Source organism: Sporosarcina sp. FSL K6-2383, from assembly GCF_038618305.1.
Taxonomy (GTDB): Bacteria; Bacillota; Bacilli; order Bacillales_A; family Planococcaceae; genus Sporosarcina.
Genome location: NZ_CP152017.1, coordinates 2,984,991 through 3,003,251 on the forward strand (window position 1 = coordinate 2,984,991; position 18,261 = coordinate 3,003,251).

Sequence of the window (18,261 nt, forward strand, 5' to 3'; positions counted from 1 at the left end):
CTAAACAACGTTCGCACCAAAAAGCCGGAAGAAAAATCTTCCGGCTTTTACTCACATCAATAATCCATACTGTTCAACAATCGCCTCGAACAACATTGTTCCCGGCTTCAATCCGGTAAATGTTTCAATTGCCTGTTGGAGACTTTGTTGTTGAATCGCCTCTTGTATAACTTTCGCGTCGGGATCCTCCATATAATCGTAACGCAGTGCTGCCGCAATGCCGACGACTAAATACTTCGGTATCTCCTTGAACATATCAACATATTGCTGTGCTGGACCAACAAGTCGATCATTCGCTTGAAGTTTACGAATTGGTGAACGACCTACCCGTGTTGGATCATCAATTATGAATGGATTGGCAAAACGACCGATAATTTTTTGAATATAGTCATCATGTACTTTCTCATTAAATCCATATTTTGCAACGAGCAATTTCCCCGTTTCTTGTAAGGCTTTTTTGGTCATGCTTTCGATGTCTTCATTAGCAAGCGACTCATGAATTGTATTATTCCCCGCCCTATAACCTAAGTAAGCAACAATCGAATGACCCGTATTCACCGTGTACAACTTTCTTTCGATATATGGCTGTAAATCCTCAACAAATAGTATCCCTTTAATAGGAGGATTTTCTCCCTTAATCTGAGATTCATCTACAACCCATTCGTAAAATGGTTCGACCTTGACCAAAAGCTTATCCTCATTTACCTGATTTGGAACAATACGATCCACTGCAGCATTTGGGAAACTAAAACGTTCATCAAATCGGGCTTTTTCCTCATCTATCAATTGCTCATAGACTTTCTCCATAAGCAAGGCACTACCGCCAATCATATTTTCACAAGCAATAATCGTTAACGGCTTGTCTGATTGTTCAAGGCGTTCTTTCAACCCCTTTGCCAACAATACAGCAATATGAGGCAACACATTCGGTCCAACAGCCGCCGATACAAAGTCCGCTTGGACAATTGCTTCAATAACTAACTGCGGATCCGTTGCACTATTAATAGCACGCACATTTTTAACAACTAATTCTTCCTGCGACTCATTCGCAAGTTGAACACGATACTCTTTTTTGTCATTAATCAAATCAACAAGCTCACTATTTACATCCACAAAACAAGTTTCAAATCCTGATTGGTACAATAAGCTACCGATAAAGCCTCTTCCAATATTTCCTGCACCAAAGTGAACTGCCTGCATATTAGTTCACTCCTTCAAAGAACGACAGAATATCTTCTTTTGAAGTTGCTTTGACAATGGCTTCTACATTCTCCTCATCAGAAACAACGATTGCAATGTTCGAAAGAATGTCCAAATGCTCATCGCCTTTACCGGCAATACCAAAGATCAATTTCGCGATATTACCATCTCCAAAGTCAACACCCTCTGGTACCTGAATAATGGCAATTCCCGATGTCTTCACTTGCTCCTTCGCATCATCTGTTCCGTGAGGGATTGCTACAAAATTACCCATATACGTCGATGTCATCGCTTCGCGTTCCAACATTTTTTCTACATAACTTGGTTCAACATAGCCCCTTTCAACAAGGATTTGTCCTGTGAAACGAATTGCCTCCTCCTTTGTTGTAAGCTCTTTATTTAACACAATATTGTCAGCTGATAAAATAGATAAAGTCATTGTAAACGCTCCTCGATTAGTTTGTTTTTTCATGCATAAACTGTTCAAATTTTTTAGCTATATACGTATGAATAGCTATTTCCTCACCAGTTTCAAATAACTCAATACTTTTTTCATTTTCAATAATCATTGTACTAATTAAACTAAGTGCTTCCAAACCAGGGCCATGATAGGGATCGGGAGACAGCAAAAGTAATAACTGGTCCACTTCAATATCCGTCCCGTCCATTGCTTTTAAAGTAACCGGCTTTTGAAGTGAATGCATCGTGAATGAGGGCTTCAACACATGTTCGTGACGCGTATGGAACAAAGCGAGTTTTGTGCCTGGAATACCGATTCCACCAATTGCTTCTCTTTCAAATAAGGCATCTGCAATCATTTCAGCTTCTACTAGGATCTCCTGCTCTTCTAATTCAATACAGACTTCACGTATGCACTGTTTTGCAGTCATTGTTTCTGAATAAGATGACAGATAAAAATTCGACAATAATGTAGACGCTGCCCCTGTATATAAGTGAATATTGCTCATATTTCCCATGATTTCCTCAATGGTTGAATCACTTTCCATCGATGGAGGAGTCACTTTTTTTATCAGCATCTGTCTTCTCGCATATAGCTGTACTTTCTTAATTTCTTCTGCCGTCATAAACGGGCTTACAATCATATACTCTCTCGGGAAGTCATGCAAGTAAATCGTAGAAAGAACCAAATCCCTATCCGCAATTTGAAGCTCTTTCAATTCGAATAAAGAAACGTTTTTAGTTTCAACAATTTCAGGAATTTCACGTTGAAGTCGAGATATAAGCATTTTTGAAGTTCCGATACCACTCGAACAAACAACGTATGCTTTTAAATCCCTATCTCCTTTCGAACTAAGCAGGGCAGATCCGAAGTGCATAACTAAGAAGCCGATTTCCTCATCAGGAATTTGTAACTCCGGGAACACTTTTTCCACTGCCTCTTTAACGAGCTGAAACAAATCCTCATAATCCTTGCGAATACTCGACAATAACGGGTTCGTAATGCCCATGTTTTGTCGGACACGATAAATTGCCGGTTTTAAATGCGCGACAAGCCCTTCCAAAAGAGGCTCATCGTTCATCAATTCGAAACCTGTTGCCTCTTCAATGATGTGCATCAATTTATTCGCTTGCATGACTGTTTGCAAATTGGATGCTTCAAGTAACTCCCCTTTATGATGACGAAGTTTAGCGCCCTGAAGATGCATCGTTATATAACCAATTTCAGCTACTGGTATGTCAATTTGAAAACGGACTGCCATTTTTTCAATAATTTCTTGTGCAATGTCAAATTCCGGTTCCATTTTTAACTGCTGTAAATACATCTGATCCATCTCAATATTTTCACCTACTAGTATCCGCTCAATCGCCAACGCTAGGTGAACAAGCAGGCCGACATACGCACTATCCGTTATGGGAAATGGTAGAACTCGCTGTAAGTCTTGCATAACATTCTCGATAATTAATAACTTTTCCCGATCGACAAGATGCAATAATCGTTCTGAGATGGAATTTTCCTGACTGACAGAATTTTTCTCGATACGCTCTTTAATAAGCGATAAAAACTCATCTTCCTTTAGTGTTTTGGCAATAAGATAGCTCATTGCCCTTCGTTTCGCTTTTTCTGATCCACTTATTTCAATACCGTAGCCCCTTCTTTTAACAATCGATAGTTCAAATGGCTTCACTAGCTCCTCTAACTTCAGTAAATCCGAACTAATCGTTGCAATTGTGACTCTCAATTCATTGGCAAGAGCAAAAAGCTTTACGGGTTCGGACGATTCGAACAATATACAGAGTATCATCGTTTGTCTTTCATCTACTGTATATTCTCGAAAAGTAAACGCGTTAAGCTCTTTTTTTAAGGCTTCCTTATTTTGCTGAGTGCCTATTATCTGAATACCTACCCCAGCTTTTCGCGACAATTCAAGATGAGAGCTTTGTAAAAGCTCTTCGATTCTATCCAAATCACGATGAATCGTCCGTGAGCTTACGTCGATGTCCTCAGATAACTCTTTGATAGTCACTTCTTGCTGCCTGTCGATCAACATCTCAATGATTGCTTTTTCACGAGCTGAAATATACATCGTAAACACCCCATTGATGCTGCATATTCTTACCATTAGCAAAACTCAGCCCATAATTAGGCCGAGTTTTGCTGTTCCTTATTATTATCCTAACTTCTCAAGTAACTCATCGTATTTCGGGCTATTTAAAAAGTTTTCTACTGATACATGGTAGGCGTTTGGTGCTTTTTCTTTCGCCCGATCAGTTAAATCTTTATGCGTAATGATAACTTCCGCATCTGCCGGTAAATTAGCAATCGCCATATTTGTAACGGCCACATCAATACCAGCTTTCTTGACTTTATTGCGTAAAATCCCTGCACCCATCGCACTAGAACCCATTCCTGCGTCGCAGGCAAAAATAATGCCTTTGACATTCGCAAGTGATGCTTCCTGAACTGCTCCTCCAACTGATTGGTTTAGCAGGCCAGCTGCGTGGCTTTCTTTGCCTTTTAGTACAGATGTTTTTTCTGTTGCTTTTGCCAACTCATCCTCATCAGTTTGTTTACCTGTTTTCAGGATAATAGAAGCGACAACAAATGATACGAGTGTTGCAAAGAACACGCCTGCGATAACAGCTGCAAAGCTACCTTTTGGCGTCATAGCGAGGATTGCGAATATACTACCTGGCGATGCAGTGGCAACCAAGCCTCCACCCAATAACTGAAGTGTAAAGACGCCAGTTGCGCCACCTGCAATTGCAGCAACTAATAGCAATGGTCTCATTAAAATGTACGGGAAGTAAATTTCGTGAATCCCCCCAAGGAAATGAATGATTCCTGCTCCTGATGCCGTTTGCTTCGCCATTCCTTTACCAAAAATCATATAGGCAAGCAATATCCCAAAACCAGGTCCTGGGTTTGCCTCTAATAGGAAGAGAATCGATTTACCAGTTTCTGCAGCTTGCTCAAGACCAAGTGGACTTAACACACCATGGTTAATAGCATTATTTAAAAATAGTACTTTTGCTGGTTCAACCAATATACTTGCAAATGGTAATAGATTAGCATCGACAATTACTTGCACACCTGATCCAAGCGCTTTATTTAACGCCTCTACTACCGGTCCGATTCCTTTAAAAGCAACCAGTGCTAAAAGGAAACCAATAATTCCTGATGAAAAGTTATTGACAAGCATTTCAAAGCCTGACTTAATTTTTCCTTCAACTAGTTTATCAAACGACTTGATCGCCCATCCACCTAAAGGTCCTACAATCATTGCACCGAGGAACATTGGAATCTCTGCCCCAACAATAACCCCCATTGTGACAATTGCACCAACGACACCCCCACGGATATCATAGACGAGACGTCCACCTGTAAACCCAATTAAAATTGGTAGTAAATAATTGATCATCGGTCCTACGAGTTCTCCAAAGCTTTCGTTAGGAATCCAACCTGTTGGAATAAATAATGCCGTAATGATACCCCAAGCAATAAATGCACCGATATTCGGCATGATCATGCCGCTTAAGAAACTTCCGAAACGCTGAACCTTAACTTTGAAACCTGAACCTTGTTGTTCGTTTGTCATAGTTACTAACTCCCTTCTCCCCATTGATGTGGTATTAATAATAACAATAAAGCGTTTTCATTCTATAATCAATCTAATGTAAACCCTATTCTGTCACCTTCATTGTTGCCATGACTAAAGTTGGTGTGCTACTGTTTTTATATGCGAAAAATAATACTCCTATTAGTCCTTCTTACTATTTTGTTTATGTCATCCGAACAGACCTATGAGCAACAGTCTCTTGTGGTAGAACTTGAGAAATGGTTACCTGGAAAACCGTTGGAATCTTTACTTATGAAATTAGATATTCCTTACTGGGGCATAAGTGTTTCTATTGAAGAACGTGGGTATTATGCTTTTGTTGAATTTTTAATTCGAAAAAGTACTCATTTCTTCTCTTTCGGCTTACTGGCCCTCTTGATTCATGCCGTACTACCTAAGTGGAAATTTCGAAAAGTAATGGCTGCCTTTCTCACACTTCTTATTGCCATCACTGATGAAATCCACCAATCCTTAACAGCTGGTCGAACTGCCTCCACCCAAGATGTCATGCTCGATATGGCGGGCGCAGTAACGTTCCTTATCCTATTACACTATTCTAGGATTCTTAAACATCTCGCCTGTCGATCAATTAAAAAATAACTGAATTAAATTCAAGGTGCTCTGTTGATGGACGTTTTTGACCGCTTTGGGATTGAACGGACTTCTATTACAATAACCGTTCTTTATGTATAGAGATGCGACTTCATCGCATCCCTATACATTTTTGCCGGTAATCGTATGGTGGTCGTTCATCCATCGCTCTCCAAAAACGTAGATACGTGAAGTGCAAATGCTTTTTGGGACGAGGAAATAGAGTGCTTCTTAACTGGAGAAGGCAGCCAAAGATTCAATTTTGGCTGCTGAAGCCCTTCACCATGGTCTTTTCTATTGTTATTTCTGGAAACGTCACTTTCTTATAGGGCTTGCTAAAAGTAAAATAGGGACACCGCGTAAAACGTGCAAAGAAAAAAATTGGCTAAGGAATAATAACTATTCCCTAGCCGATTTTTACTATTGATTATTGACTTGTATCAAAATCGTCCACACTATCACTAATCAAACTTGCTAAAACATGAACCCGCAAAATGATTCCTGCTATCTGATTGTCTTCATTAACAACAACAAGTGGATATTTTGAATCCAATACAAACGGAATAATATCTTGGACATAATCATCTGGGCTAACTGTTTTTACTTCTTTAAACATGACATCTTGCAATGTCTTTTTTTCTTTTAACCCATCGATCGCTTGGTCAATTGTTACCAAACCATGCAACTGACGTTTCCGATCCGTCACAAAAACACTGGAGATTCCATTTTCGCGCATGACTTTTATCGCCATATTTAACCCGTCTTTTAACGAAACCAAACCATAAGGCTTCACCATAATATGATTGGCTTGTAAAATTTTTGAGCGATCGATATCTCTTATAAACTGCGAAATATAATCATTTGCTGGACTTTCTAAGATTTCTTCAGGTGTACCAATCTGTTCAACTTTTCCATCTTTCATCACAGCAACACGATCACCAATTTTAAATGCTTCATTCACATCGTGAGTGATGAAAATAATCGTTTTTTGTAGCCTATTTTGAATATCGAGTAACTCCAACTGCATTTCACGACGTATAAGAGGGTCAAGTGCACTAAATGGTTCATCCATCAATAAAATGTCTGGGTCATTTGCCAACGCTCTTGCAATGCCAACACGCTGGCGCATCCCTCCAGATAATTCTTCTGGGTATTGATGCTCGTATCCCTTTAGCCCCACTGTTTCTAAATGTTTCTGCGCAATTTGTCGACGTTCTGTTTTGTCAATTCCTCTTATTTCTAATCCATACTCAATATTTTCTAAAACAGTCCGATGACTAAATAATCCGAAGTGCTGAAATACCATCGCAATTTTTTTCTGACGATAATATTTCAACTGCTGTTTGTTATAATCCGCAACATTTTCACCATCTACATAAATGGCTCCAGATGTTGGCTTATTCAATAAATTTAGACAGCGAATTAGGGTCGATTTTCCACTTCCCGACAGTCCCATAATGACAAATGTTTCACCTTCCATAATTTCCATCGAAGCATCATAAACTCCAACAGTATGGCCTGTGTCTGCCAATATTTGTTCCTTTGAGACCCCTGCCTCAATTAAAGGAATTACTCGTTTAGGTCTCGATCCAAAAATCTTTGAGACTTTTTCAACTTTCACTTTAACGGTCATGCTGCATTCCTCCTATTTCTCTGAAGGCGCTCAGCTATTCCACCGGTAATGCGGTCAATAATAATAGCTAAGAAAACAATACTAATTCCCGCTTCAAAACCCAGTGAAATATCAATTCGATTAATGGCATAGAGTACTCGTTCACCGAGTCCTTGTGCACCTACCATCGACCCAACAACTGCCATTGCTAAAGCCATCATTGTCGTTTGGTTAATGCCTGCCATAATTGTTGGAAGCGCTTGCGGTAATTGCACCTTAACTAGCATTTGCATTGTCGAAGAACCAAAAGATTGAGCGGATTCCACCACTTCCTCATCGACATTACGAATTCCTAACTCCGTCAAGCGAATGACAGGGGGAAGTGCGTAAATAATTGTTGCAATCACTGCTGGTACATTTCCTAACGGAAAAAAGAAAATAACAGGGATCAAATAAACAAAACTTGGCATGGTCTGCATCGCATCTAATATCGGACGCATAAAAGCAGACATCACTTTACTGAAGGCAGTCAAAATGCCCAGTGGTATACCAATTGCAAGGGAGAGCAATACGGAGATTAACACAATTGATATGGTAGTCATTGTTTCTGGCCACAAATCAAATGTACCAATAAGGAAAATAAAAAAGGAGAATAGTAGTCCCCCGTATATAGAAGTAAAATACCATCCCAATACAAAAATGATGATGATAAATACCCACCACGGAATTGAAAGAAGTGCCGATTCAAGCCCCTTAATTGTAGTTGAAGCAATGACAAAAACGAAGTCGAAAAATGCACTAAAGTTTTGTGCTAAAAAATCTATGAACTTTTCCACACCATTACCGATCGGTATGCGTATATTGGGAAATTCAATCATAAGTTTGGACTGTTCAACAGACAGCCGCTTCCTCACCTCTTTCTTTTTTCGTTGGGTAAATTGGATAAAGTATTATTACTGTAAAGCTTTTTTCACTTTTTCAGCTACGTCACTTGGTACCCACGTTATCCAAATCTCTTCATGTTCTTGCATCCACCATTTAGCCGCCTCTGCAGGTTCAGCGTCAGCTTCATTCATGTAGTCAAGTGCCTGCTCAGTCAATTCATTGCTTGTTTCATAATTACTTAAGAAGTCAACAACATCCTTCGCCTGAGTTGGGAAATCCTTATGGACTGCAATCACAACATCATTAGGTGGGAATTCAGTTCCCTTAGTTTCTTCCCAAACAGTTTCATCATATGGATTATCAGCAAGTAATGTTAAGTCGTAACTTGCAGTCACCCACGTCGGAGACCAATAATACCCTATCCATGGTTCACCTTCTTTGTAAGCACCTACTAGTGATGCCACAATTGCAGAATCTGATCCTGGTGCCAAATAATTATACTGCTCATCCAAGCCGTACGTTTGCAACTTCGTTTCTAGATGTTCACTAACCGTCCAACTAGAGGGAGCACCAATAATACGTCCTTTACTTTTATCTTCTGGATCTTGGAAAATTTCGGGATACTTCGCTAAATCTTCAACCGTTTTTAAATCCGGTGCGATTGGCTCAATCCCTCTTTCTGCATCCCCTTCAATGACATATGTCGGTACGTATAACCCCTGTGAATTGTCGGCGAAGTTAGTAGAGACATTAACAATATTTCCTTTTTCAATTGCTGCCTCATAAACTTCTTTGATATTATCTGTCCATAATTCCATATAGACATTAATATCCCCTTTCTCCAATGACTGAACTGTTGCAGCCGTCGTACCACTTGTTACTTCTGTGTCATAACCATAGCCTTCCTCAACAATGAGTTGGGCAATACTATTGTGGACACGAATGCTATCCCAACCGGCATCAGCAAATTGGATTACTTTAATACTGTCTTTACTTGTCTCCCCACTACACGCGGAAAGAATTAAAAGCATACAAATTGAGAGAAAGATCGTAATTTTTTTCATTAGAAATTGTTACCCCTTTTCATCTTTTTTAAATTAGACGTTATAAACATACTTCCCCCTAACTGTTTGGTTTATCGTGGCTCCTATTCCCCCAAAACTGAATAGGGAAACCTCAAAAAAATCTATCTGTCTAATTTATAGTTTTTAATAATACAGGAGTTTCCAAGTCATTGCAAACCCACATCGGCAATTTGCTGGCAATAATACAGTTAAAATCATTATAAAAATAGTTAAATTTACGAGTGAATCATTTAATATATTTATACAAAAAGGGAAACATAGATATAAATTTATTGTAGAATCATACCTGCCAACTTGCCACCTAACTTGTTGATACCTTGATTGTTTTTCATACATTCGGAACATTTGACAATCCTTTGTATTCAGTTTGACAGAACAGTAGATACGTGATAACTTTGAATACATCGACAATTCCATAGTAAAGCAATAGAAATAGGTGGTCTGATAACACATGCTTTTGTCAGATCTTAAAAGTGAAGCCGGTGAAACCATAATCCGGCGCGGTCCCGCCACTGTAACAGTAAATTTGCTGAAGCCAGATAACTGCCTTTTTTGCGACGCTCTACCCTACGGTCGATAGGGAGTGTTAGGATGACAACGCATCTCTATTTATATTCTGCGTAAACATTTCTAACCTTCGTTAGAAGTGTTTTTTTGTTTCCTTATTTAAACACTTCGTTACTTCACAAAAAGAGGAGACGAAACGATTTGTCAATTGTCAGTAGTACGGTTGGATACCCCTATATCGGGGGCAATAGAGAATGGAAAAAAGCACTCGAAGCCTTTTGGGCTGGGAAATTGGAGGAAGGTCTATTCCTCGAGGAAATTGAAAAACTTCGTCTAGAACGTCTTCAAAAACAAAAAGACGCAGGAATCGACCTTATTGCTGTCGGTGATTTCACTTTGTACGATAGGATGCTCGATACGGCTGTCATGTTTGGTATGATTCCTGAACGCTTTAACTGGTCTGGCGGTGATGTATCGCTTGCAACGTATTTCTCCATTGCACGTGGTAATGATGGGGCTGTTGCCTCAGAAATGACTAAATGGTTTAATGCGAACTACCATTATATCGTTCCTGAATATAGCAAGAAAAAACTAGTATTAACAGAGAACAAACCCCTTACTGCCTATCTGGAGGCGAAAGAAAAATTAGACATTGACGGTAAACCTGTCTTAATCGGACCGTATACGTTTTTAAAGCTATCAAAAGGCTATGCGAAAAAAGATATTCCAGCGTTCATTTTGCAATTAGTTCCTCTATATAGCCGAATTTTGAACGAATTAGCAGAGGCAGGAGCGCAATGGATTCAGCTTGAAGAACCTATTCTTTCCACATCTCTAACGAAAGAAGATATTCAAACAGTTACTGAAATTTACAAACAACTAAGCGTCGAAGCTCCAAATGCCAACATTCTATTACAAACATATTTTGAGGCCATTGAGCATTATGAAGAGGTTGTTGCCCTTCCTGTTGCAGGGATTGGCCTTGACTTTGCACAAGGTGCTGAGAAAAACCTTGAACATTTGCAAGCACACGGATTCCCGGCGGATAAAGTACTTGCGGCTGGTTTAATCGATGGACGCAATATCTGGCGTGCTGATTTGCGGGAAAAAGTAGCATTACTCGATACATTAACACAACTTGTGCCAGTGGATCGCATTTGGGTACAGTCTTCAAGCAGTCTACTTCACGTTCCCGTCACGGTACAATCTGAGGTAAAGCTAGACGCAACGATTAAAGCTGCGCTCGCTTTTGCAGATGAAAAACTTGTGGAGGTCACAACACTAGCAAAAGGCGTACGTGAAGGTAAGCAAGCTATTACTGATGCAGTGGTAGAAAGTATAACTGCCCGTCAAAATCTTGCGGACTTGCCTGCAAGAAATCACCCTGATTTGTTGGCATCCGTACAAAACATCGGAGAACAAGATAGTAAACGAAATTCTCCATTTAAGGAACGTCGCGACAAACAACGAGAAACATTCAATTTGCCTCTGCTACCGACAACCACAATTGGTAGCTTCCCGCAAACACCAGAAGTTCGTCGCGCACGGACAAAATGGCGTAAAGGTGAATCAACAGATGCACAATATCGCGATTTCGTACGTGATGAAATCAAACAGTGGATTGATATTCAAGAGGATATTGGACTGGATGTCTTCGTTCACGGTGAATTCGAACGGACAGATATGGTTGAGTATTTCGGAGAGAAATTGGGCGGCTTTGTCTTCACTGAAAAGGCTTGGGTCGTTTCCTATGGCTCTCGCTGTGTTAAACCACCAGTTATTTACGGTGATGTGACATTCATCGATCCGATGACAGTGGAGGAATCAGTCTATGCTCAATCCTTGACGGACAAACCGATGAAGGGAATGCTGACAGGGCCTGTCACTATTTTGAATTGGTCATTTGTACGCGACGATATTTCACGGAAAGACGTCACGTATCAGATTGCGCTTGCATTGCGTAAAGAGGTTGAAGCACTGGAGGCTGCCGGTATCCACATCATTCAAGTCGACGAACCTGCTCTGCGTGAAGGCTTGCCACTTAAAAAATCGGAGTGGAGTGACTATCTAGAATGGGCTATCAACGCATTCAGACTAGCAACAGCGTCCGTACAAGATACAACGCAAATTCATACGCATATGTGCTACTGTGAATTCAATGACTTCATCGACTCCATCAGCGGACTTGATGCAGACGTTATTTCTATTGAAACATCACGAAGCCACGGTGATCTCGTTTCCGCCTTCAACGACTTCTCATACGATAAAGGCATCGGTCTTGGCGTCTATGATATCCATAGTCCACGAGTTCCTGAAGTCCAAGAAATGGTCGACGTCATCGAACAAGGACTCGGCGTACTGGAACCAAGTCAATTCTGGATTAACCCAGACTGTGGCCTGAAAACAAGGAAGTATGAAGAAACAATTGCCGCGTTGAAAAACATGGTCCTTGCGACGAATAAAATGCGCGAACGCTATGCTGTTTTACAGAAGTAATTGGTGAATCGCGTGTAATTCTGCAAAATCGCTTGTCTTTTCATAAACTCACACAGAAAAGCCAGCTTTCCCCCATTTCAAACTTGAAATGGAAGGATAGCTGGCTTTTTAGCTAATTATCACTTATTCGCCTTATGCACCTTCAATAACTTGCCCTTCACCGTCGTCGTTCGCATTGCATCTAACACGAGCTTGCCCTTGCCATTTAAAATATCAACATACGTCTCCGTATCCTGGATTTTAATAATACCAATATCTTCGCCCGTTACACCCGGGATATTAGTAATCGTACCGACAAAGTCAAATGCCCGCAGTTTTTTCTTTTTACCGCCATTAAAGTACAACTTCATAATATCTTTACTCACAAGTTCACTTTTATCTCTTTTCAGCTTAGGCAATTGCTCCATTTTTTCAATGAATGCATCCTTGGCAGCCTCAACAGCTTGCTTAGATGGCGCATTTCGTTGCGAAATCTCAAAGCCGATATAAGCTTCAATGTCCGCTAAGAATTTATCTTCATGAGGTGTAACAAAGGAAATTGCCTTCCCTCTTTTACCAGCTCGTCCTGTTCTCCCAACGCGGTGGACATAACTTTCATTCTCCAATGGAATATCATAGTTAATGACATGTGTAATACTATCAATATCAATCCCGCGTGCGGCAACATCTGTCGCAATCAAATACCGGAATTCTCCACGCTTAAATGCATCCATCACCGCAAAACGATCTTCCTGCATCATGCCACCATGCAGTTTATCGCATGTGTAAAAGAACTTCTCAAGTTGTTCAGTAACCCCATCTACTTGATCCTTCGTTCGGCAAAAGATGATACAGCTATCTGGATTTTCAACAACCGTCACATCACGCAACAAATCAAACTTCTGCTGCTCTCTAACAATAATTACCGAATGGTCAATTTGGTCTGTTAATGTAACCGTCGACGCAATCTCAATTTTTTTCGGATTGTCCATATATTTACTACTTAACGCCGCTATCTTCTCGGGAAGTGTCGCAGAAAATAGCATCGTCGTTCTATTTTTCGGCAAATGATTAATAATCGCTTCAACTTGGTCAATAAAGCCCATATTCAACATTTCATCCGCTTCATCTAATACAAGATAACCAATTTTCTCAAGCACCAATGTCCCTCGCTCAATATGATCCAATACACGCCCAGGTGTCCCCACAACGACGTGACACTTCTGCTTCAACTCTTCCTTCTGATAAGCAATAGGAGACTTGCCATAGACAGCAGCTGCTTTCACTCGCTTAAAACGTCCAATATTCGTAATATCCTCCTTAACTTGATCAGCCAACTCACGTGTCGGTGTTAAAATAAGCGCCTGTGGCTTATTTTCATCCCAATTGACCATTTCACAAATCGGAATACCAAACGCCGCGGTCTTCCCACTCCCCGTCTGCGATTTGACGACCAAATCCGTACGGTCTAACGCCGCAGGAAGCACTTTCTCCTGTACCTCTGTTGGGGACGAATAGCCAAGCCCATCTAGCGCTCGTATAATTTCATTACTTAATCGATAATTTTGAAATGACATTGTATCTACCTCACATTCTCCGTACATTATCCCATGAACAGGCTATATACGTTAGTATAGAGATTATTATGATTTTGCACAAAAATAAGCTGCTGCCCGAAGACAACAACTTATCCTTAAAGGATCTATTTATATGTCCTTTCCGTTTCACTTTTCTGCCGGTCATTTTGCGTCATCGGCTCTTGTTTAGGATTTAGATTGTCTAGCTCAGCTAACTCAAGAGAAATTTCTTCTTTCATCTTACCTGTTTTTTTCCGTGGAGCCGTCGAGCTATGTTTATCCTCTTTTCTTCCCACAATAAAACCTCCTTTGTCACAATCCTGCTCCCTTTTAATATGGCATAATCCCTGATATTAATACTAAAAGTAAAACATTATATTTTGACATATTTCTTTGTCTATAGAACCTATCATTTCAACATTGTATGTATAATCAAATAACGAATTTCACTTCGTCCACCAGCAAACCTTTTGAAAATGTCCGTTCCACAAAGGTGATACTACCATCATGACCGACTAGAACTACAGTCGAGCAACGTGTTCCATAATTCGTGGTTTTGATAAAAAGTGGAGAAAGCTGTCGTTCAAGGTCCAATCCCACACCTGTATCTGGTAACAGCTCGTCTGAAGCAATTTCCGTATCGCGTAAAATAGCAAATAGCGCATCTGTTTCAACCACTTCATGTTGCTGCACATAATTACGAAGTCTCCCCTTACCCTTTTTCACTTTCGGCCAAGGCGTATTAAGAAATTCATTACTCAAGCTATGTGTTCCCTTTGGAATCTCTTTGATTCCCTCTTGTTTATTAGAAAAATAGAACAATCCATCTAAATCGCCGACAATTAAATTAAAACCCGCATACTCATTGCTATGATTCTGTAATGTTTCCAAAAACTCAACAGGTGAAATGTTTTCCATCAAAAAATCCTTCACAATATCACCACGCGATTGTTTTTCTATACCAAATTCTGCAGGATCACGGTAATTTGTCAATGCTGCAAAGCGACCGGACTTCGTAATACCAAGCCATGTTCCATTATGTACTAAATCTCGTCCTGCCAATACGTCGGGATTCTCTTCCCAAAAGTCAGCTTGAGCAGTTGGGCGATCATAGGACTCATCCCGATTCGCCGCAACAATCAATTTGTAGGTTGGGTGTTCACCGTAATTAAGATTAATCAGACACATGATTACACGTCCTTCCTTAGTCGTATATATTCCTGTTTTATCTGATTTCAGCAGAAAAACCCGGCTGAAATCAGATAAAGCCTCCGGCGCGGCGGATGTCAGGGATTTTGACAGGAGTGAAGGAAGAGGAAGGCAACCTAAGACCGCCACATCCTGTGGCACGGTTGCATGACCAGCATCGTGCTGGCCTCAAGCTCAATTCAAAATCCCGACGCAATTACGCTAAGGCGTAATTGATTTCCTTCTTCCTATTTGAATATTTTGTGACAACTCCCTTTATTCACGAATCGTTCATCATTTCCCTTAGTAAAGAGCTTCAAGTATGAACAATTTTTGACAAGCGAAATAGTGTGATTAAAATCACACTTTGGACTGTATCCCCCACCTATGATGTAGGTATCAGATGGTATCTGGTAAAAATATCAAGGAGGGTTTATGATGAGAAAAGGCATGGCAGTAAGTGCAGCAATGTTATCCGTATCTATGATATTGGGGGCTTGTGGATCGAATGCAGCTGTCAAAGATGTGGAGAAAGTTAAAGTGGAAGCGAAATCGGAAGTTGAAAGTTCTACAGCAGATGTAAGAGTGTATGCACCTCATGAAGGGCTGAATCAACCACCTGTTCCAGTCAAATTTGAGCGTGTTGGTGAACATGAAGTTAATATAGAAATGACTTCGCAAATCACAGATATCGAAATTGCAAAAGGCAAAATGTATAAGGCGTGGACATTCAATGGAGAAGCACCTGGACCACTCCTCGTCGTTAATGAAGGAGATCTCGTCAACTTCAAATTGGTCAATATTGACCCTGCCGTTCCGCATAGTATGGACTTCCATGCAGTGCATGTTGCACCAAATGTCGGATTTGCAGATGTAATGCCAAACCAAGATGGGACATTCACTTACCCAGCGAATAGACCTGGCGTATTCATGTATCACTGTGCAACTGATCCCGTTTTAGAGCATATCGCGAACGGGATGCATGGAACCATTATCGTCAAACCGAAAAATGGCTTTCCAACTGACCATGAAGTCGACCGAGAATTCGTAATTGTCCAAAATGAATGGTACAAAGAAAATGATATGGATGCTATGACAAATGGCGTACCAAGTGAAGTTGTGTTCTCAACAAAAGCGTTAAATGAAGGGGACCGCAATACAAATGGTGATACATTCACTTTAAAGGATCAACCGCTTGTTGCAAAAGTGGGCGAAAAAGTTCGTATTTACGTTATGAACGTGGGGCCAAATGAAGTAAGCTCCTTCCACGTTATTGGAACCATTTTAGATGACGTCTATATTGATGGTAATCCGGATCCTGCCAACCACATGAAAGGCTTACAAACAGTTATGCTTCCTGCAAGCGGAGGAGCTGTTGTTGAATTCATCGTTACAGAAGAAGGGGAATATCCATTCGTTACACACCAGTTTAATCATGCTACAAAAGGCGCTGTTGGAGTTATAAAAGTAACACCTTAATGATACGTTGCAAGTATCATTTGCAAATAGTTTAAACCTTGAACACCTACTCGTGGAGGAGTGGGTGTTTTTGTGTGTAACGAATAGTTAATTGGGACTCATGTATCAACTGGATATGATAGCCAATCGAACTTCCATAATTGTAGCATAACTAAATTTGATTTACGACTAATCAGTTCGCTATATTACAATAGCATCATAGATAGAATTAATTAAATTATACTGCATAGATATAATTTTATCACAGGATAATTATATTTACGATTAACCATATTACTATACTTGAATATTATTGTATATGTCCTCTAGCAGCAGTAAACTCTTGTTCAAGCATTTAATTTCTTCCGGAATTTGTTCTAATGATAACCTGTCGAATTTACTATGCAGATTGACCACGTATTATTATCCCCACGTGGACTAATCAAATTATGTGAATGTCATAGACCAATCGTTTATAATAAAAGAAGGTTATACACCATGAAATGGAGGAAGATTACTATGATTAGTCAACGATTAGCAGACGCACTTAACAAACAATTAAACAATGAATTTGATGCCGCTCAATCTTATATGGCAATGGCTGCGTATTGCGAACACAATAATTACAGCGGTTTTGCCAACTACTATCTCCAACAAGCCGAAGAAGAACGTTTCCACGGTATGAAAATCTACAACTATTTGAACGACAGAGGTATTCAAGCAAAGTTTTCTGCTACGTCTGAACCAAAAATCAATTTTAGTTCTATTTTAGATACTTTTGAGTCTGGCTTGTTACAGGAGAAAGCAGTCACAAAAAACTTCTATGAACTTACTGATCTCGCTTGGGAAGAAAAAGAACATGCAACGATTTCATTTTTAAGATGGTTCTTGGACGAGCAAGTTGAAGAAGAAGCATCTTTTGATACACATATCGAGTATTTAAAACGTATCGGTGAAGATAAAAATGCATTATTCATTTACGAAAAAGAACTTGGCCAACGTCAATTCTCTCCTGAAACTGGAGAATAAGGAATTTAAAAACCACCCGAAATGGGTGGTTTTATATCTTCAGGAAATAATCTGCAACCTCTTGCCAATTGTTTAGGCGAGTATAGCCGGTTACGTTGCGATTATGTGGAGCTGTGAAAAGTATGCCTTGTCCTGTAAACCTATCTAAGTTACTCGGCGTGTCATCGATTAAATAATCTGCATGAATAATGCTTTTATCTCCACAGAAAACAAAGTTCTTGTCATTCAAAAAGCTAAAATGCCGTTTCAGCCATTGATACTTCGGAGCCAGAGATGTTGGGAATTCCATTGCCGCCGTTACAATATAAATATCATAGCGAGCACTTAACTTTTGGATCACTTCTTGACTGTCTTTAATCACCTGTAAATCCAGAAAAAATGATTCATTGGCCAAATAATAATCTACCCTGTCTGCAAATCTAGCGTCTAATTCTACTAACAATTTCCCTTGTAAATCTTTTATTGTATATTTTTCATTGAATTCTTTATTGAACAGCTCCAAACAGCCCACACTGAAATGGCTAATGACTTCATCCATATCAATTGCAATTCGCTTCACTATTGCTTCACCTTTT

15 protein-coding genes and 1 riboswitch are annotated in these 18,261 nt (G+C 39.9%); of the genes, 4 read left to right on the plus strand and 11 right to left on the minus strand.

The features are described 5' to 3' along the window. Window positions 1–51 precede the first annotated feature (51 nt). From MKZ10_RS14935 to MKZ10_RS14950, 4 genes are all read right to left on the minus strand, one after another. The gene (locus MKZ10_RS14935; protein WP_342505730.1) at window positions 52–1,200 is read right to left on the minus strand and encodes a mannitol-1-phosphate 5-dehydrogenase; all 1,149 of its coding nucleotides are present in this window, start codon (window positions 1,198–1,200) and stop codon (window positions 52–54) included. Between the two features lies 1 nt (window position 1,201). Continuing rightward, entirely contained in the window at window positions 1,202–1,639 is a 438-nt protein-coding gene (locus MKZ10_RS14940; RefSeq protein ID WP_342505731.1) for a PTS sugar transporter subunit IIA, read from the minus strand. 16 nt (window positions 1,640–1,655) lie between these two features. Next, a complete protein-coding gene (locus tag MKZ10_RS14945) occupies window positions 1,656–3,746 on the minus strand; it encodes a BglG family transcription antiterminator (RefSeq protein ID WP_342505732.1) in 2,091 nt (696 codons plus the stop codon). A gap of 84 nt (window positions 3,747–3,830) precedes the next feature. After that, a complete protein-coding gene (locus tag MKZ10_RS14950; RefSeq protein WP_342505733.1) occupies window positions 3,831–5,258 on the minus strand; it encodes a PTS mannitol transporter subunit IICBA in 1,428 nt (475 codons plus the stop codon). 141 nt (window positions 5,259–5,399) lie between these two features. Here MKZ10_RS14950 and MKZ10_RS14955 point away from each other — a divergent pair, with 141 nt between their 5' ends. After that, window positions 5,400–5,879 (plus strand): VanZ family protein, encoded by a 480-nt coding sequence (locus tag MKZ10_RS14955; protein WP_342505734.1) that lies wholly within the window; start codon window positions 5,400–5,402, stop codon window positions 5,877–5,879. Between the two features lie 418 nt (window positions 5,880–6,297). On the opposite strand, the gene MKZ10_RS14960 is transcribed toward MKZ10_RS14955, so the two are convergent. The 3 genes from MKZ10_RS14960 to MKZ10_RS14970 form a co-directional block, all read right to left on the minus strand. Continuing rightward, window positions 6,298–7,503, minus strand: coding sequence for a glycine betaine/L-proline ABC transporter ATP-binding protein (locus MKZ10_RS14960; protein WP_342505735.1), 1,206 nt, complete (start codon window positions 7,501–7,503; stop codon window positions 6,298–6,300). Then, the gene (locus MKZ10_RS14965; protein ID WP_342505736.1) at window positions 7,500–8,360 is read right to left on the minus strand and encodes a proline/glycine betaine ABC transporter permease; all 861 of its coding nucleotides are present in this window, start codon (window positions 8,358–8,360) and stop codon (window positions 7,500–7,502) included. The genes MKZ10_RS14960 and MKZ10_RS14965 overlap by 4 nt, the downstream gene beginning before the upstream one ends. A gap of 75 nt (window positions 8,361–8,435) precedes the next feature. Beyond that, the gene (locus MKZ10_RS14970) at window positions 8,436–9,431 is read right to left on the minus strand and encodes an ABC transporter substrate-binding protein (protein ID WP_342505737.1); all 996 of its coding nucleotides are present in this window, start codon (window positions 9,429–9,431) and stop codon (window positions 8,436–8,438) included. Between the two features lie 438 nt (window positions 9,432–9,869). Then, window positions 9,870–10,018: riboswitch (cobalamin riboswitch) on the plus strand. 142 nt (window positions 10,019–10,160) lie between these two features. On the opposite strand from MKZ10_RS14970, the gene metE reads away from it, so the two are divergent. Next, window positions 10,161–12,455, plus strand: a complete 2,295-nt coding sequence (gene metE / locus MKZ10_RS14975) for a 5-methyltetrahydropteroyltriglutamate--homocysteine S-methyltransferase (protein ID WP_342505738.1) — start codon at window positions 10,161–10,163, stop codon at window positions 12,453–12,455. 119 nt (window positions 12,456–12,574) lie between these two features. Here metE and MKZ10_RS14980 read toward each other — a convergent pair whose 3' ends face one another. The 3 genes from MKZ10_RS14980 to MKZ10_RS14990 all read right to left on the minus strand — a co-directional run bounded on the left by MKZ10_RS14980 (window position 12,575) and on the right by MKZ10_RS14990 (window position 15,199). Then, window positions 12,575–14,038 (minus strand): DEAD/DEAH box helicase, encoded by a 1,464-nt coding sequence (locus tag MKZ10_RS14980; RefSeq protein WP_342505739.1) that lies wholly within the window; start codon window positions 14,036–14,038, stop codon window positions 12,575–12,577. A 98-nt stretch (window positions 14,039–14,136) separates the two neighbouring features. Then, on the minus strand, window positions 14,137–14,307 hold the full coding sequence (locus tag MKZ10_RS14985; protein ID WP_342505740.1) for a hypothetical protein: 171 nt from the start codon (window positions 14,305–14,307) through the stop codon (window positions 14,137–14,139). 136 nt (window positions 14,308–14,443) lie between these two features. After that, window positions 14,444–15,199: an NRDE family protein gene (locus MKZ10_RS14990; protein WP_342505741.1), complete on the minus strand. Its 756-nt coding sequence runs from the start codon at window positions 15,197–15,199 to the stop codon at window positions 14,444–14,446. Between the two features lie 435 nt (window positions 15,200–15,634). On the opposite strand from MKZ10_RS14990, the gene MKZ10_RS14995 reads away from it, so the two are divergent. Further along, complete coding sequence (locus MKZ10_RS14995; RefSeq protein ID WP_342505742.1) at window positions 15,635–16,678, plus strand: multicopper oxidase domain-containing protein; 1,044 nt, start codon at window positions 15,635–15,637, stop codon at window positions 16,676–16,678. Window positions 16,679–17,176: 498 nt separating this feature from the next. Beyond that, complete coding sequence (locus MKZ10_RS15000) at window positions 17,177–17,686, plus strand: ferritin (RefSeq protein ID WP_342505743.1); 510 nt, start codon at window positions 17,177–17,179, stop codon at window positions 17,684–17,686. Between the two features lie 31 nt (window positions 17,687–17,717). Here MKZ10_RS15000 and MKZ10_RS15005 read toward each other — a convergent pair whose 3' ends face one another. Continuing rightward, window positions 17,718–18,245 (minus strand): 5'-3'-deoxyribonucleotidase, encoded by a 528-nt coding sequence (locus MKZ10_RS15005; RefSeq protein WP_342505744.1) that lies wholly within the window; start codon window positions 18,243–18,245, stop codon window positions 17,718–17,720. Window positions 18,246–18,261 lie beyond the last annotated feature (16 nt).

Coding starts and splice junctions, on each gene's coding strand:
- MKZ10_RS14935 (WP_342505730.1), bottom strand. CDS start 1,200: ATGCAGGCAGTTCACTTTGGTGCAGGAAATATTGGAAGAGGCTTTATC.
- MKZ10_RS14940 (WP_342505731.1), bottom strand. CDS start 1,639: ATGACTTTATCTATTTTATCAGCTGACAATATTGTGTTAAATAAAGAG.
- MKZ10_RS14945 (WP_342505732.1), bottom strand. CDS start 3,746: ATGTATATTTCAGCTCGTGAAAAAGCAATCATTGAGATGTTGATCGAC.
- MKZ10_RS14950 (WP_342505733.1), bottom strand. CDS start 5,258: ATGACAAACGAACAACAAGGTTCAGGTTTCAAAGTTAAGGTTCAGCGT.
- MKZ10_RS14955 (WP_342505734.1), top strand. CDS start 5,400: ATGCGAAAAATAATACTCCTATTAGTCCTTCTTACTATTTTGTTTATG.
- MKZ10_RS14960 (WP_342505735.1), bottom strand. CDS start 7,503: ATGACCGTTAAAGTGAAAGTTGAAAAAGTCTCAAAGATTTTTGGATCG.
- MKZ10_RS14965 (WP_342505736.1), bottom strand. CDS start 8,360: ATGATTGAATTTCCCAATATACGCATACCGATCGGTAATGGTGTGGAA.
- MKZ10_RS14970 (WP_342505737.1), bottom strand. CDS start 9,431: ATGAAAAAAATTACGATCTTTCTCTCAATTTGTATGCTTTTAATTCTT.
- MKZ10_RS14980 (WP_342505739.1), bottom strand. CDS start 14,038: ATGTACGGAGAATGTGAGGTAGATACAATGTCATTTCAAAATTATCGA.
- MKZ10_RS14990 (WP_342505741.1), bottom strand. CDS start 15,199: ATGTGTCTGATTAATCTTAATTACGGTGAACACCCAACCTACAAATTG.
- MKZ10_RS14995 (WP_342505742.1), top strand. CDS start 15,635: ATGATGAGAAAAGGCATGGCAGTAAGTGCAGCAATGTTATCCGTATCT.
- MKZ10_RS15000 (WP_342505743.1), top strand. CDS start 17,177: ATGATTAGTCAACGATTAGCAGACGCACTTAACAAACAATTAAACAAT.